The sequence below is a fragment of the Saccharopolyspora sp. NPDC002376 genome, assembly GCF_053593195.1.
Window position 1 is genome coordinate 1 of record NZ_JBSFBZ010000059.1, and the last position, 14,649, is coordinate 14,649.

12 protein-coding genes are annotated in these 14,649 nt (G+C 69.5%); 5 read left to right on the forward strand and 7 right to left on the reverse strand.

The features are described 5' to 3' along the window. Window positions 1–148: 148 nt before the first annotated feature. A complete protein-coding gene (locus tag ACWCO2_RS29855) occupies window positions 149–931 on the reverse strand; it encodes a thioesterase family protein (RefSeq protein WP_450131123.1) in 783 nt (260 codons plus the stop codon). 181 nt (window positions 932–1,112) lie between these two features. Here ACWCO2_RS29855 and ACWCO2_RS29860 point away from each other — a divergent pair, with 181 nt between their 5' ends. Then, window positions 1,113–1,535: a DoxX family protein gene (locus ACWCO2_RS29860; protein WP_450131124.1), complete on the forward strand. Its 423-nt coding sequence runs from the start codon at window positions 1,113–1,115 to the stop codon at window positions 1,533–1,535. Between the two features lie 54 nt (window positions 1,536–1,589). Here ACWCO2_RS29860 and ACWCO2_RS29865 read toward each other — a convergent pair whose 3' ends face one another. The 3 genes from ACWCO2_RS29865 to ACWCO2_RS29875 all read right to left on the reverse strand — a co-directional run bounded on the left by ACWCO2_RS29865 (window position 1,590) and on the right by ACWCO2_RS29875 (window position 5,031). After that, window positions 1,590–2,303, reverse strand: coding sequence for a TIGR03089 family protein (locus tag ACWCO2_RS29865; protein WP_450131125.1), 714 nt, complete (start codon window positions 2,301–2,303; stop codon window positions 1,590–1,592). Window positions 2,304–2,328: 25 nt separating this feature from the next. Then, window positions 2,329–3,510: an LCP family protein gene (locus ACWCO2_RS29870; protein ID WP_450131126.1), complete on the reverse strand. Its 1,182-nt coding sequence runs from the start codon at window positions 3,508–3,510 to the stop codon at window positions 2,329–2,331. A gap of 87 nt (window positions 3,511–3,597) precedes the next feature. Then, window positions 3,598–5,031: an LCP family protein gene (locus ACWCO2_RS29875; protein ID WP_450131127.1), complete on the reverse strand. Its 1,434-nt coding sequence runs from the start codon at window positions 5,029–5,031 to the stop codon at window positions 3,598–3,600. Between the two features lie 594 nt (window positions 5,032–5,625). On the opposite strand from ACWCO2_RS29875, the gene rfbB reads away from it, so the two are divergent. After that, window positions 5,626–6,615 carry a dTDP-glucose 4,6-dehydratase gene (rfbB, locus tag ACWCO2_RS29880; RefSeq protein WP_450131128.1) on the forward strand — a complete coding sequence of 330 codons (990 nt, stop codon included), beginning with the start codon at window positions 5,626–5,628 and terminating at the stop codon, window positions 6,613–6,615. After that, window positions 6,612–7,535 carry a dTDP-4-dehydrorhamnose reductase gene (rfbD, locus tag ACWCO2_RS29885; protein ID WP_450131129.1) on the forward strand — a complete coding sequence of 308 codons (924 nt, stop codon included), beginning with the start codon at window positions 6,612–6,614 and terminating at the stop codon, window positions 7,533–7,535. Before rfbB ends, rfbD begins: the two co-directional genes overlap by 4 nt. Before the next feature lie 52 nt (window positions 7,536–7,587). Here rfbD and ACWCO2_RS29890 read toward each other — a convergent pair whose 3' ends face one another. The 3 genes from ACWCO2_RS29890 to ACWCO2_RS29900 form a co-directional block, all read right to left on the reverse strand. Then, window positions 7,588–8,637, reverse strand: a complete 1,050-nt coding sequence (locus ACWCO2_RS29890) for a glycosyltransferase family 4 protein (protein ID WP_450131161.1) — start codon at window positions 8,635–8,637, stop codon at window positions 7,588–7,590. Continuing rightward, window positions 8,627–11,155, reverse strand: coding sequence for a glycosyltransferase (locus ACWCO2_RS29895; protein WP_450131130.1), 2,529 nt, complete (start codon window positions 11,153–11,155; stop codon window positions 8,627–8,629). Before ACWCO2_RS29895 ends, ACWCO2_RS29890 begins: the two co-directional genes overlap by 11 nt. Window positions 11,156–11,221: 66 nt before the next feature. Continuing rightward, window positions 11,222–12,145 carry a glycosyltransferase family 2 protein gene (locus tag ACWCO2_RS29900; protein WP_450131131.1) on the reverse strand — a complete coding sequence of 308 codons (924 nt, stop codon included), beginning with the start codon at window positions 12,143–12,145 and terminating at the stop codon, window positions 11,222–11,224. Window positions 12,146–12,269: 124 nt separating this feature from the next. Between ACWCO2_RS29900 and ACWCO2_RS29905 the strand changes: the two genes are divergently transcribed. Continuing rightward, window positions 12,270–13,355, forward strand: coding sequence for a glycosyltransferase family 4 protein (locus tag ACWCO2_RS29905; RefSeq protein WP_450131132.1), 1,086 nt, complete (start codon window positions 12,270–12,272; stop codon window positions 13,353–13,355). Between the two features lie 82 nt (window positions 13,356–13,437). Continuing rightward, window positions 13,438–14,568 carry a glycosyltransferase family 4 protein gene (locus ACWCO2_RS29910; RefSeq protein WP_450131162.1) on the forward strand — a complete coding sequence of 377 codons (1,131 nt, stop codon included), beginning with the start codon at window positions 13,438–13,440 and terminating at the stop codon, window positions 14,566–14,568. Window positions 14,569–14,649 lie beyond the last annotated feature (81 nt).

Here is a 14,649-nt window from a genome sequence, read left to right on the forward strand (position 1 = left end):
ACTCGACAGGGTGTGGGAGAGTAAGACACCGCCGACACACTATTCACAGGAGGCCTCTCCTTTCCGGCTATGCGCTGGGAAGGAGAGGCCTTCTGCTATTCCCAGAACTTTTCGGGGAGGGTGGCCCCGCGGATTGCGGGACCACCGTTCAGCCGAGTTGGTTGACCATGACTGCTTCGTGGGCGCTGCCGATGAGACCTCGTTCGTCGTAGAGGCGGGCGTTGGCCACGCCGATGCCGGTCGGTTGCACGTCCCGGTCCATCTCCATGCCGAGCCATTCGCCTTCGAACGGGCGGTGCAGGTAGAGCGTGATGTCGGTGTTGATCCACGGGCCGAAGATCGGTCCGACTGGACTGGCCGCGCTGATGCAGTCGACCAGGATCGCGACGTGAGCCAGCGGGCTCAGCGCTTCGCCGGAAACCAGTGGCATTGGCATGTGCATCCACGCCTTGCTGGTGCTGGTCGCTCGCTGATCTTCTTGCCAGCGGACCTGGACCACGTCGTGAACTCCCCAGCGCAGTCCGAGCTCCGGGGGCAGCAAGTGCCCGTCCGCTAGTTCGGAAGGCCTGGGGAAGGGCGTCTTCACATCCGGTACGACTCCGTCCATTTCGGTGCGTCGCAGTAGTTGGGCGGTGGCGCGAGCCGAGGGCTTGCCGTCGACGGTGAGGGTCGCTTCGCTCACCTGCAGGCGTTTCCCGGTTCGCAGTGGTTCGGCGGTGACGGACAGCGGCTTGGCCGGCACCGGTCGCATCAGGTCCACGGTGAGTCGGGCGATGAACAGGTCCGGGTCGTTGCTGGTCAGTTCCACGGCTCGGGCGAGCAGCCCTGCCACCGGACCGCCGCCGACCAGTTCGCCCCAGGGGCTGCAGGCAGCTTCACTCGGCACGAGCTGCTCGCCGGCGGGAGTGAAGAGCGCCTGGATGTCATACATCCCTCGATGTTACTTACCAGTATCCGCAGCTGGTACTGGTCGCTTGCCATCTTTTTGGCGAGTTGGCGCGATTTCGCGGCTTGGGGCGGCGGCCGTGTGAGCATCTTCTCGACAGGCGGTTTATTTGAAGTTTCACGTATTATGGTTGACAACGCAGACCCACTCCCCGAAAGGCCTACGCATGCAGCACCGTCTTCGCGACGTGATGGCCCTGGTCGCTCGCCTCGTGGTGGGCGCGACCTTCCTCGCGCACGGTTACCAGAAGTTCGTGCTCTACGGCATGGACAACGTCGTCGCGTCCTTCAGCGAGATGGGCTTGCCCGCCGTGGCGGCGTGGTTCACCGCGACTGTCGAGATCGTCGGCGGGCTCGGGCTGATCCTGGGCGTGCTGCTGCCCTTCGCGGGCATCCTGCTCGCGGCGATCATGATCGGCGCGCTGTTCACCGCGCACCTCAGCGCTGGATTCTTCAGCAGCGACGGCGGGTTCGAGTACGTCCTGGTGCTCGCGGCGGCGAGCCTGGCGCTCGGTTTCAGCGGCCCGCGTTACACGCTTTCCGGACTGTTCAAGGGAAACTCGGAGAAGGTCGAGCAGCCCGCGGCCTGACGCATGAAGAACGGCCTGTCCCGATCCGGGGCAGGCCGTTTCTCATGTCCGGGGTCAGTTGCCCAGTTCGACGGTGGTCCGCTCGGAGTCGCGGCGGCTTTCGCGCTTCGCCGGATCGAGATTCGTGCAGTGCACCAGGGATGACCGCCCGGCGAGCACCGCCAGCAGACCGTCCACCACGCCATCGGGCAGCGCCCATTCCAATGTGGACAGCACGCGGTCGGTGGGCCCGATGTGCAGAGCTTCAGCGCGTTCCCGGGCGTGGGAAACCAATTCGTCGACGGACCGGTCGAGCAGTGCGGGGGTGTCGCCGTCGATCGGCAGCATCGGACTGAAGTCGTCGCCGTGCACGCGGATGTCCGACACGTAGTCGATGACTCCGTCCGGCAGTCCGCGCAGCGGAGCCCCGAGCGCGTCGAGGCCGACGGCCGCCACAGTGCGGGCGCCTTCACCGCGGTCCAAGTCGGTGGCGGGTACGAAAGCGACCTCGGCGCCTCGGGGATCGTTGGTGATGTGCGCGCCGCACCACCAGGCGCCCAGCAGCACGCCTACGGTTTGCCAGTGCGCGGGCAGCGCCACCAGCACGGGCGTCTCCGGCTCCAGGTCCATCTCGTCGACGAGCCAGTTCGCCGTCTTGGCCGCCCAGTTCGCGGTGGTCGCCCGGGACAGTTCGATGCGCGCCCCGGTGGCGTCGTCGTAGTGCGTGATCAGCGGTTTGGGGGCCCCTTCGGCCAGCAGCGGGCCGAGCAGCGCCTGGGTAACGCTCATGCGCCGAGCCTAAGCCGCAGTCCGGTCAGTCCACGCAGGGGATGCTGCCGTTCGAGGTGATCGGCTGTTCGGTGCGGGCAGTACCGTCCAACCGCAGCTTCGGCGTCGCCACCAAGCCGGGAGGTGTGTTGGCCAGACCGGCGAAGAAGCGGTGCGTCTCAGCGGGATCGACGTTGATGATGCTCTGGCCGCGGTCGTCGCGGGCGTTGGTGTTGGTCACCGGCATCGTCATGAACGCGACCCGGCCGGCCGCGATCTCCTGCATCTGCTCGACGAAGCCCAGCGGTTCCCAGCCCTCGTCCAGCACCACTGCGCGGCGCGCGGCCTGCACCAGGTCGTTGACCATCGCCGGGTCGGTGAGCGTTCCGGTGGACAGCACCTTGTTCGCCAGTGCCGCCATGAACACCTGCTGGCGCACGATCCGGTCCAGGTCGCCGCGGGGCAGACCGTGCCGCTGCCGGACGAACGACAGCGCGTCGCCGCCCGAGATGGTGTGCTGCCCGGCGGTGAAGTCGGCGCCGGAGTCCTTGTCGCTGGTGTCGTGCTTCAGGCACACGTCGACACCGCCGACGGCTTCGGTGAGCTCGTAGAAGCCGAGGAGGTTGATCTCCGCGTAGTGGTCGATGCGCAGCCCGGTGAGGTTCTGCACCGTCTGCACCAGCGCGCGTTGACCAGCCTGCTGCGACTCGTGCTCGACCTGGTCCTCCGGGCGTCCCTCGGAGCGGAGCTTCTCGGCGGTGGCGTTCTTGGTCAGGCCGTAGACCGCGTTGATCTTCTCCGTCCGGCCGCCGGGTACGTCCGCGTAGGTGTCGCGGGGGATGGACACGGCGGTCGGCTGCGCGTTGCCGTGCGGTACCCGGATCACCACGAGGCTGTCGGTGTTCAGGCCGCCGATGGCCTCGGTGCGCAGCTGCTTGAGCACGCTGTTCGGCAGCGGGTTGCCCTGCGCGTCGGTGCGGCTGTCGCTGCCGACCAGCAGGACGTCGGTCGCGCCGTCGTCATCGCTCTGCTGCTGCGGCGGGTCGCCGAGCACGTTCGCGGAGCTGACGTCGCTGAGGCGGTCCACCACGATCCAGCCGACGGCGGTGATGCCGAGCACGACCGCCGAGATCAGTGCGATCGCGCTGCGACCGGCGATGCGAAACCCGGTCCGTGGCTGCGCGGTCGGTTCCGTCGCCTCGTCGGTCTCCTGCTCCGGTTCGCCCACTTGGCCTCCCCCGCCGCGGTGCGTTGCCGGACAAGGTTAACCGCTGCCACACCTCGGATTGTGGACGCGATCGATGTGATGCGAGCGTCACTCGACGCAGGGGATTCCGTCGGGGGTGATGGGCTGCTCGTTGACGTCTTGCTGGGTGTGCAGCGGCGGCAGCTGGCGGAAGCCGTCGAGCTTGACCATCCGCGGGCCGGCGAAGTTCTGCACGCCGGGGCCCTCGTAGTCCTCGCCCAGGTAGACCTGGACGCTGCCGGACTGGACGTTGGCGCTCGCCTCGGTGGACAGCCCGCCGAGGGATTCGGCCACCTGCTTGGCGGTTTCTTCCTCGCCGGCCGCGAAGTAGACGACCGAGTTCGCCATGGCGTCGGCGTTCGAGCTGTTGCCGGCCGTGAAGCCCTGCGCGGACACCTCGTCGAGCACCCGGGCGGCCAGACCGCTGACACCGGAGGCGTTGTAGACGCTGACCGAGGTCTCCGCGCGGGCCTTCTGCGCGGCCATCTTCTGCTCCCGTTCTTGGGGGGGCAGCAGGAGATCGGCCGCGAACTGCCGGGACTCGGCGATGTTGATGGTGACGTCCTCCTTGCCGGACGGGCCGACCAGGTGCACCGGGGCGGTGTAGAACTGCACGTCGCCACCGGCGATGTTCTGCATCTGCTGGGCGAAGCCGAGCAGGTCGTTGGCCAGTGCGGGGTCCAGGGTGACCGACTTCTTGATCGCGTTGATCAGCTCGGTCAGCTTCGCCGGGTTGGTCAGGGTGCCGGTGGACATCACCTTGCGGGCGAGCCCGGACATGAACACCTGCTGGCGCTTGCCGCGGGAGAGCTCGTTGATCAGGCCGTGCCGCTGCCGGACGAAGGCCAGCGCGTCGCCGCCCTCGATGGTCTGCACGCCCTTCTTGAAGTCGGCGCCGGACAGCGGGTCCTTGGTGTCGTCCGTCAGGCAGACTTCGACACCGCCGACGGCCTTGGTGATCTCGTAGAAGCCCAGCAGGTTGACCTCGGCGTAGTGGTCGATGCTGACGCCGCTGAGGTCTTCGATCGTCTTGCGCAGCAGCTGCTTGCCGGCGAGCCGGGACTTGTCCTCGATCTCCTTCTCGTCGGTGACGCCTTCGTTCTTCAGCTTCTCGCGCTCGACGGCCATGCCGTTGTTCATCGTCTCGGTGAGCTTGGTCTTGCCCATGCCGAGCCCGAGGTCGACGAGTGTGTCGCGGGGGAAGGAGATCGCGCTGGCGCTGGCGCCGCCGTTGGGGATGCGCACCAGGATCATGGCGTCGGTGAGGTCGCCGCCTTCCTGGGAAGTGCGCAGTTCGCGCAGGACTTCGTCGGGCAGCGGGTTGCCGTGGGCATCGGTGCGGCTGTCGTTGCCGATCAGCAGGATGTCGGTGGCGCCGTCCGGCGCGTTGAAACCGTTGCCGATGACGTCGGCGGTAGAGGTGCTGCCACTGCCGGGCCGGAACATCGCCCAGCCGAAGCCGGTGGAGGTCAGCACCAGCACGGACAGCAGTGCGACCAGCACGCGCCCGGTGGCGCGGGCGCTGCGTCCACCGCGGCCGGTTCGCTTGGAGCGCCCGGAGCGGCGACGACTCCAGACGTCGTCCTCCGGAGGAACGTTCGCTTCACCTGAACGGCCCGACGGACGCTGGCGTGCTTCACTCTGCGGAGTCTTTCGGCCGGGGCCGCCGGAGGGTGGCGCGTTGCCCGCGCGACCGCCGCGTCGACCGCTCGAAGCGGGGCTGCCAGCGGTGCCGGGCCGGCCGCGGCCGTCGCCGCGTGGTGGTGCGGGCCTGCCCGGCTGACCCTGCGGGCCGCTTGGCCACCTGGGCCGATCCTCCACGCCGCTTCCTCCTTGGACTGCCGCGAGTGTTACACCTTCGGGAGGTGATTTTGCTCGTGTTCTGGTTGCAGGCTAGCGGGGCCCGTGGGATCGGTGGGCAGATCCCAGTTTTGAGGTGATGACGCTCATAAGAGTGAGACCATTTCAATACTCTGCGTAACTGGGGACCTTGGTTGCTGCCGGGCGGAGCATGCCAGACTTCGCACGATGCCCCGATCGCGGCGGTGCCCCGCGAGAAATCAGGCGAGGCAGCACAAACAGGAGAGAAGGGGCCTGATGCGGACTCTGGTCACCGGTGGAGCCGGTTTCATCGGCTCGCACTACGTGCGACAGCTGATCGGCGGCGCGTACCCGGCGTACGCCGACGCCGAGGTGGTCGTGCTCGACAAGCTCACCTACGCGGGCAACGAGGCGAACCTGGCACCGGTCGCCGACGACCCGCGGCTGGAGTTCGTCCGCGGTGACATCTGCGACCGCGAGCTGGTGACCCGCCTGATGTCCGGTGTGGACGCGGTGGTGCACTTCGCCGCCGAAACGCACGTGGACCGCTCCATCACCGGATCGGACGCCTTCGTGCTCACCAACGTGGTGGGCACCAACGTTCTGCTGCAGGCCGCGCTCGACGCCGAGGTCGGCAAGTTCGTGCACATCTCCACCGACGAGGTGTACGGCTCGATCGAGTCCGGTTCCTGGCCGGAGGAGCACGCGCTCGAGCCGAATTCGCCCTACTCGGCGGCGAAGGCGAGCTCGGACCTGCTGGCCCGCGCCTACCACCGCACGCACGGTCTGCCGGTCTGCATCACCCGCTGCTCCAACAACTACGGGCCGTACCAGTTCCCGGAGAAGGTGCTGCCGCTGTTCATCACCAACCTGATGGACGGCCACCAGGTGCCGCTCTACGGCGACGGCCTCAACGTGCGGGACTGGCTGCACGTCGACGACCACTGCCGGGGCATCCAGCTGGTCGCCGAGTCCGGGCGGCCGGGCGAGATCTACAACATCGGCGGCGGTACCGAGCTGACCAACAAGGAGCTCACCGAGCGGGTGCTGGCCGAGCTGGGGCAGGACTGGTCGATGGTGCGGCCGGTGGAGGACCGCAAGGGGCATGACCGCCGCTACTCGGTGGACCACGGCAAGATCGTCCGCGAGCTGGGTTACGAGCCGCAGAAGGACTTCGAGACCGGTTTGCGCGAGACCGTCCGCTGGTACCAGGGCAACCGCGCCTGGTGGGAGCCGCTGAAGGCCCGTTCGGCGGTGGCTCGATGACCCGCCTCGCCGTCCTGGTCCCGGGCGGCCGCGGTCAGCTGGGCACCGAACTGGTCCGGATCGTGTCCGCGCGCCCCGGCGCTCTCGTGCACGCCCCGGGTTCTGCGGAGCTCGACATCACCGATCGCGAGGCGGTCGTCGACGCGGTGGATTCCTTCGCCGAAACCGCCCGCGACGTTGACCTCCGCCCGGTGGTGATCAACGCTTCGGCCTACACCGCGGTGGACGCCGCGGAATCTGACGAGAAGCGGGCGAAGCTGGTCAACGCCGAAGGTCCGGCGCAGCTGGCGCAGGCCTGCCACCGCAACGGAATCCCGCTGCTGCACGTGTCCACGGACTACGTGTTCGGTGGCGACGCCGACCGTCCGTACGAGCCGACGGACGAAACCGGTCCGCGCACGGTCTACGGCCGCACCAAGCTCGACGGCGAACGCGCGGTCCTGGACTCCGGCGCCCGAGCCTGGGTGGTGCGCACCGCATGGGTCTACGGAGCCCGCGGCGGGAACTTCGTGAAGACGATGGTCCGCCTGTCCGGCGAACGCGACTCCCTGTCCGTTGTGGACGATCAGATCGGTTCCCCGACCTGGGCAGCAGACCTTGCGCAGGGCCTGGTGGAACTGGCGGAGCGAGTGGCCGAGCGCCGCGGGCCGGAGCAGAAGGTGTTGCACTGCACCAATTCCGGCCAGGCGAGCTGGTGCGAATTCGCCCGAGCGATCTTCGCGGAGCTCGGCCTGGACGAAGCACGCGTCCAGCCGTGCACGACGGCGGACTACCCGCGCCCGGCCCCGCGCCCGGCGTACTCGGTCCTGTCGGACGCGGCCTGGCGCGACGCGGGGCTGACCCCCATGCGCACGTGGCAGGAAGCGTTGCACGCGGCGTTCGAAACCGACGCGGAAGCGCTCCGCGGAGCGGCGGGGTAACCCGAAGAGGTCATGTTGACCTTGAAAAGCCGGCCGAAACCTCGGTCCAGCCTCAGCCCACTGCTCGGCGGTAGGCGGCGGTGGTTGCGTCAGCGCAGGCTCGCCAGGTGAAAGTTTTTGCTTGCGCTCGGCCTTTTTCCGGGTCCGGCGGGTCTGTCAGCGCTTGGTGCAGGGCTTCGTTGAGCGCGCCCGGGTCGCCGAACGGGAAGTAGGTCGCATGACCGGCGGTGACTTCCCGGAGAGCCGGAATGTCAGAGCAAGCCACGGGCGTTCCGCAGGCCAGCGCTTCCATCGCGGGGAGGCCAAAACCTTCGTCGCGGGACGGGAGAACGAGAGCGCTGGCACCGGCGACCAGTCGACGCAGGTGGTCCTCGGGAAGGTAGCCGGTGCGGATCACCGCGCCGTCGTTCCCCGGTTCACCGGGACCGGCGATGACCAGCGGCGGCAGGTCCGGACCGTGCGCTTCCAGCAGTCCGGCAAGGCCCTTGCGCGGCCCTTCAGCGCCGACGAAGAGTAGATACTCAGCAGGAAGTCCATAGTGGACGCGAAGCGCAGAATCCAGCGGTGCAGCAGCGAACCACGTCGGATCCACGCCGAGCGGAGTCACCGCCACCTTGTCGCGCGGGACGTCGAGCCGGGCGCTGACCGCATCAGCAACCGCAGCGGTCGGCGTGCACACCACCCGCGCCCGCTGCACCGAACTCCGCACCAGCGCAGGAAGATCAGCCTCCGCCAGCGAAGGATCATCCAGAAAAGCCAGATCATGCACGGTCACCACCCCTGCGGCCCGGACGGACGGCGGCAGCACGAAGTTCGTCCCGTGCACCACGTCCGCCCGCCCCGCGAGCAGCTCGATCGGCGGAAAAGCACCGCGCTGCCAAAGCATCCGCAACACCCGAGCCGGAATCGGCGGCCCAACAGCCCGCGTCCCCGGCGGCGCCACTTCACGGAGCTCCCGCCAGCCTCGAGTCGTGAACCCGACCAGCCGAACGTCCACAAGCGACGCCAGTTCCGCGACCAGCAACGTCGTGTACCGACCGATCCCGGTGCGGTTGCCCAGCAACGGCGTTCCGTCGAGCAGAACACGCAGGTCAGCGCCCACGGAACCGCTCACCGACGAGTCGCCGCAGTCGCCCGCCGGCTCGCTTCGCGACCTCCAGCGGCCCACCCGCGTCCAGGTACTCCCGCAGCAGCGCGAGGTCCCGGCGCACCGCCTCCGTGCCGTTGATCTGCGGGCTTCGCACCAGCGGCGAGGACGCCTTGAGCCGGTCGGCGGCCGGGCGCGGGTCGCGGCAGAACTCGGTGAGCGGCGCCAGCACCGATTCCCAGGTGAAGCGCTCCCGCACCGGCTCGATGCGGCGGCGGCACTCCGCGGCGAATTCCTCGTCGTAGAGCACCTTTTCCAGTGCCTCGGCCAGCGCGTCCGGGTCCTCGGCGGGCACCACGACGCCGATGCGCTCCGAACGCACCAGGTCGGCGAACGAGTCGCCGTCGGTGGTCACCACCGGCAGCCCGGACCACAGGTAGTCCAGCACTCGGGTGCGGAACGCGAACGTCGTCTCCACGTGCTCGAAGTGGGTGGTCACGCCGCAGTCGGCGTCCAGCAGGTAGTTCTGCCGCTCCTGGTAGGGCACCCAGGTCTCGTTGAAGAACGCGAACTTGTCGGTCAGCCCGAGCCGGTGGGCCAGCGCGCGGGTCTGGCCGGCCATGCCCATCTCCGGCACGTCCGGGTTCGGGTGCTTCATGCCGAGGAAGAACAGGCGGATGTCGTTGTGCCGCTGGGAAATCCGGTGCACCGCGTGCAGCAGCGTCAGCGGGTCGAACCAGCTGTAGACCCCGCCTGCCCACAGCACCACCTTGTCGTCGGCGGAGATGCCGGGGTGGGCGGCCTTGATCGCCGGGCTGGTGCGGCGCGGCGCCACCGACGGCAGGCCGAACGGCACCACCGACAGCAGCGAGCGCACCGTCGGGTCGTTGTCGTACAGCCCCGGCGTCAGGCGGCCCAACGAGGCCAGGTGCCCCAGCCAGAAGTGCCGCTGGCGTTCGGAGGCGCAGAGGAAGAAATCGCCGCGCTGCAGCTGGGTGTTGAGCACCTTCGTGACCCCGGCCAGGTCCTTGGCGCGGCGCTCGTCGTCGGTGTCGCGGCCCTGCTCGAGCAGTTCCAGGTGCATCGGGTCGTAGACGTCGCAGACCACGATCTTGGTGGAATCGACCTTCTTGAGCGCCGGCACCATCTCCAGCACGTGCCCCTGCAGCACCACGATGTCGGCCCAGTCGACGTGCGCGGAGAGCTCGCGCGGCTTGGCCGCGTGCACCTCGAACTCCGCCGACGGCGGGCTCACCAGATCGTTGACGCTGACCAGCCGCACCTGGTGCTCGACGGAGAGCACCTCGGCCATGTGCCAGGCGCGGATCGCCGGACCGGCCATCCGCTCGGTGACCGCGTCGCCGGTGATCACCACGACCTTGCGGGGACGGCCGAAGACCTCGTCCAAGCCGAAGGCCTCCACCAGCGCGTCGTGCGCGGCGAGGTAGCGCGGCAGCGGGTAGGCCGGTTCCATCGCCTTGCGCATCAGCGGAACCAGGTCCGCGTCGGTGCGCACCCGCGCCTGCTGCTCCTCCTCGCGGGACTTCTTCAGCGACGGCAGCATCTCCACGAACTGGTCGATGGCCAGCATCCCGGCCAGCGCGGAGCGGTCGATCGGCACCGGGGAGTCGTCCTCGGACTCGCCGCGGCGGGTGATCTCCAGCTGCGTCGGGTCGATCTCGCCGCGCGCGGTGGCCCGCCGCACCGCCAGCGCCATCGCCGCGGGCAGTGCCTTCGCCAGCGTCTCGTCGGAGACGTTCTTGTAGAGCGCGGCGAGCGCGTTGCGTTCCAGCAGGTAGTGCTCCCGCGACGAGGCGATGTCGGTCATCGACGCGTGGTGCCGGTGGAAGGTCAGCGACCGCGGCTCGTAGCGGACCCGCCAGCCGCGCAGGTTCAGCCGCCAGCCCAGGTCCACGTCCTCGTAGAACATGAAGAAGCGCTCGTCGAAGCCGTCCAGCGCGGCGAACAGCTCGGCGCGCACGAACAGCGCCGATCCGGTGCCGAACAGCACGTCCCGCGCGGCGTCGTGCGAGTGGTCGTCGACCTCGCCGGCGTGGCGCTTGTAGCCCATGCCGAACCAGGTCAGCCCGCCGTCGACGAAGTCGATGTGCCGCCCTTCCCAGTCCAGCACCTTGCTGGCGACCGCACCCACGGTCGGCTCGGCCCGCAGCACCGCGACGGCCGAGCGCACCCAGTCCCGGTCCGGTCGCGCGTCGTTGTTGAGGAACGCTAGCACCTGGCCGGAGGCGTTGCGGGCGGCGAGGTTGCAGCCACCGGCGAACCCGAGGTTGCTGTCCGACTCGACCAACCGCACGTCCGGGGCGGCGGCCCGGATCCGCTCCGCACTCCCGTCGCCGGAGGCGTTGTCGACGCAGATCACCTCCAGCCGCTCGGCCGGGTAGTCGAGCTCGTCGCGCAGAGCGCGCAGGCACTCGACGGTGTCGTCGGCGCCGCGGTAGTTCACGACGATCACGGACACGAGGGGCAGGTTGCTGAGGTCGGAAGTTCCAGCCACGCCTAAAGCGTGCACCATGCCGGGAGTCCGATCCGATCCGCCTACCCGATTCGATGGCCTTCTGTTAAGAGAGTCGAAGGAGTGTCAGCGGCCGGCCCATTGCCGCCAGATCTGGTCGGTAGGGAAGGACCGGGTGATCTTGCGGCGTTCTCGCAGTGTTGTGGGGAAGCGGCGGAGCACCTCGGTGAGGACGCGGAGGCGGAGGGGGACGCTGAAGTTCTCGGCGTCGGGGACGTTCTTGCGCAGCGGGAGCGCGAGTGTGATCGCGGCGAAGCGGGCGAGTTCGCGGGCCGCGATCTTCGCGGGGGCGCAGCGCAGCAGCATGAACAGGCGATTGCGCTCGTTCCAGCGGTGGAACTGCGCGGAACCGGGTTGTGCCGTCGCGCCGTGAGCGTGCGCTGCGACGGCCTCGGGCGTGGAGACGATTCGGTGTCCGGCGAGGCGTAGGCGCCAGGACGTGTCGGTGTCCTCGTAGTAGCAGAAGAAGTGGGCGGGGACACCGCCCGCTTCGCGCAGCAGATCGGTGCGCAGCAGTGCTGCGCCGCCGCAGAAGCCGAACACCTCGCCGGAGGCTTCAGGCGCGTCAGCGCCGTGGCCGTCGGCCGTGAGGCGTACGCCGGCGGACTGCGTGCGGCCGTCCGACGTGCGGAGCACGGAGGTCGCCGCAGCCGCAGAGCGGTCCGCGTCGAGCGCGGTCTCGAGCGCCGCGAGCCAGCCGGAGGCTGGCGCAGCGTCGTCGTTGAGCCACGCGACGTAAGGCGTGGCGACGCGCGTCAGCGCGGCGGCGATGCCGCCGGCGTAGCCGAGGTTGCGGCGGAGCCGCAGGACCTCGGGGGCCGACGGGTGCGCGGCGATCAGCTCGGCGGTGCCGTCGTCGGAGGCGTTGTCCACCACGATCGTCCGATGTGGACGGTCTTGGGCAGCCAGGGCGTCCAGGCAGGACTCGATGTGGTCCCGTCCTCGCCAGGTCACCACGACCACGGTGCTGCGCACCTGTTCCGACGTCACGGCCGTGACGTTACGCCGAGCCCGCACCGCGCCCGCCGGCCCTGTCACAGCCGAACTCCGATCGTGATCACCAGCCTTGGCTGCCTGCGAAATCGCGCCGCTGGTCGCATGGGAAGCTGGGCGGGTGCCCGAGCTCGTCGCGATCGCTGAGCAGCTGCTCGCCCCTGTCCCCGGTGGGACCGGCCGCTACACGCGGGAGTTGCTGCGCGCGATGGCCGAAACCGCGCCCGACGACTGGGAGATCAGCAGTGTGATCAGCCGCGGCGGCGACGTCGAGGCCGCGCGAGTGCCTGGTGTGGCTGGGCCGCGAGTGCTGCCGTTGCCGCGGCGGGCGCTGATCGCGGCTTGGGAGCGAGGTGTTCCGATCTGGCCGGGCGGCGACTCCGTGCACGCCATGACACCCCTCGCGCCGCCCGCCAAGCGCGGGCGCGGGCTCGTGGTGACCGTGCACGACACCGTCCCGTGGACGCATCCGGAAACCCTGACACCGCGAGGGGTTTCCTGGCACCGCAGGGCTATCGGCCGGGCCGCTCGGCAAGCCGACGCGCTGGTCGTGCCCACCTCCGCCGTGGCCGCCGAACTCGCCGAGCACACCTCCGCGTCCCGCATGCAGGTCATCGGCGAGGGCGTCACCCCGTCGCTGCTGACCGAGCCGGATCCGGCGGTGCAGCTCGATCTGCCGCCGCAGTACGTGCTGGCCATCGGCACGATCGAGCCCCGCAAGGGCTACCCGCACCTGGTGTGGGCGCTGGCCGAGGTCCCCGACGTCCCGTTGCTGATCGTCGGCCGCCAGGGGTGGGGAGACCTCGACCTGCAGCAGATCGCCGTGGATTGCGGGGTCGGCGACCGGGTGCGCGTGCTGTCGTCGGTGACCGACGCCGAACTGGCGGTCCTGCTGCGCAACGCGAGCGCGCTGGCCGCGCCCAGCCTCGCCGAAGGCTTCGGCCTGCCGCTGGTCGAGGCGATGGCGCTCGGTGTTCCCGTCGTGCACTCCGATGCGCCCGCGCTGGTGGAGGTCGCCGGGGGTGCGGGAGTGGTCGCTCCGCGTGCTGATCCGGTCGCGCTCGCCGCTGCGCTGCGCGAGGTGCTCGGCGATCCGCGGCGGCGGGCGGAGCTGGTCGCAGCCGGGCATCGACGTGTTGCGGATTTCACCTGGACGCGGGTGGCGCGCGAGGTCTGGGCGCTGCACCTGGACATCGACTCGGCATAGGCCTGAACACATTTTCACGTTCTCGTCCCAAACTGGGCTTTTCGCCCCGTACTCTGCTCTGGTGCACAGAGGCGAGCCGCACATCTTCATCGACGCCACCGCTGTACCCGCGGACCGAGGCGGCGTCGGCCGGTACGTCGACTCCCTGCTGGCGGCGCTGGACGCCGACGGCGCCCGGCTCACCGTCGCCTGCCAGCCCCGCGACGCGGAGCTGTACGCGGCCATCGCGCCGCACACCGACGTGGTGCCCGCCGCCGAAGCCGTGGCCACCCGCACTGCGCGGCTGACCTGGGAGCAAACCACCCTGCCGCTGCTGGTCCGGCGGCTGGGGATCGACGTCCTGCACTCCCCGCACTACACGACCCCGCTGGCCAACCCGGCCGCGTCGGTGGTGACCTTGCACGACGCCACGTTCTTCACCAACCCGGCGGTGCACTCGCCGGTCAAGGCCCGCTTCTTCCGCGCGTGGACGCGCACCGCGCTGCGCCGCGCGACGCTGTGCATCGTGCCGAGCGAGGCGACCGCGGCCGAGCTCGCCCGTTCCGTCGGCGCCGACCGGACGCGGATGCCGGTGATGTACCACGGCGTCGACCCGGACCGGTTCCACGCGCCGACGCCAGAAGAGGTCCAGGCGGTCCGCGAGCGGCTGAGCCTGCACGACCAGCCGTACGTGGCCTTCCTTGGCGCGCTGGAGCCCCGCAAGAACGTGCCCGCGCTGATCCGCGGCTTCACCCTGGCCTGCCAGGGACGCACCGATTCGCCCGCGCTGGTGCTGGCCGGTCAGCCGGGCTGGGACACCCGTGTGGAGCGGGCGCTGGAAGCGGTGCCGCACCGGATCCGCGTGATCCGGGCCGGCTACTTTCCGTTCGAGCAGCTCGCCGGATTCCTCGGCGGCGCGGACGTCGTCGCCTACCCGAGCCTCGGTGAGGGCTTCGGCCTTCCGGTCCTGGAGGCCATGGCCTGCGGTGCTGCCGTGCTCACCACACGACGGCTGAGCCTGCCCGAGGTCGGCGGTGACGCCGTCGCCTACTGCGGAGTGGGCGCCGGAGACATCGCTACGGGACTCACCGAACTCCTCGACGACCCGACCCGCCGATCAGCGCTGGCCACCGCCGCGCAGCGCCGGGCCAAGGAGTTCACCTGGGCGGCCTGCGCCACCCAGCACCGCGCGGCCTTCGCCCGCGCCCACCACATTCACCTCCGCACCCGCTGATCCACAGTTTCAATTGAAACTGTAAATCCCAGGCACGACGGATCACAGTTTCAATTGAAACTGTGGTCGGATTTCCGCGCT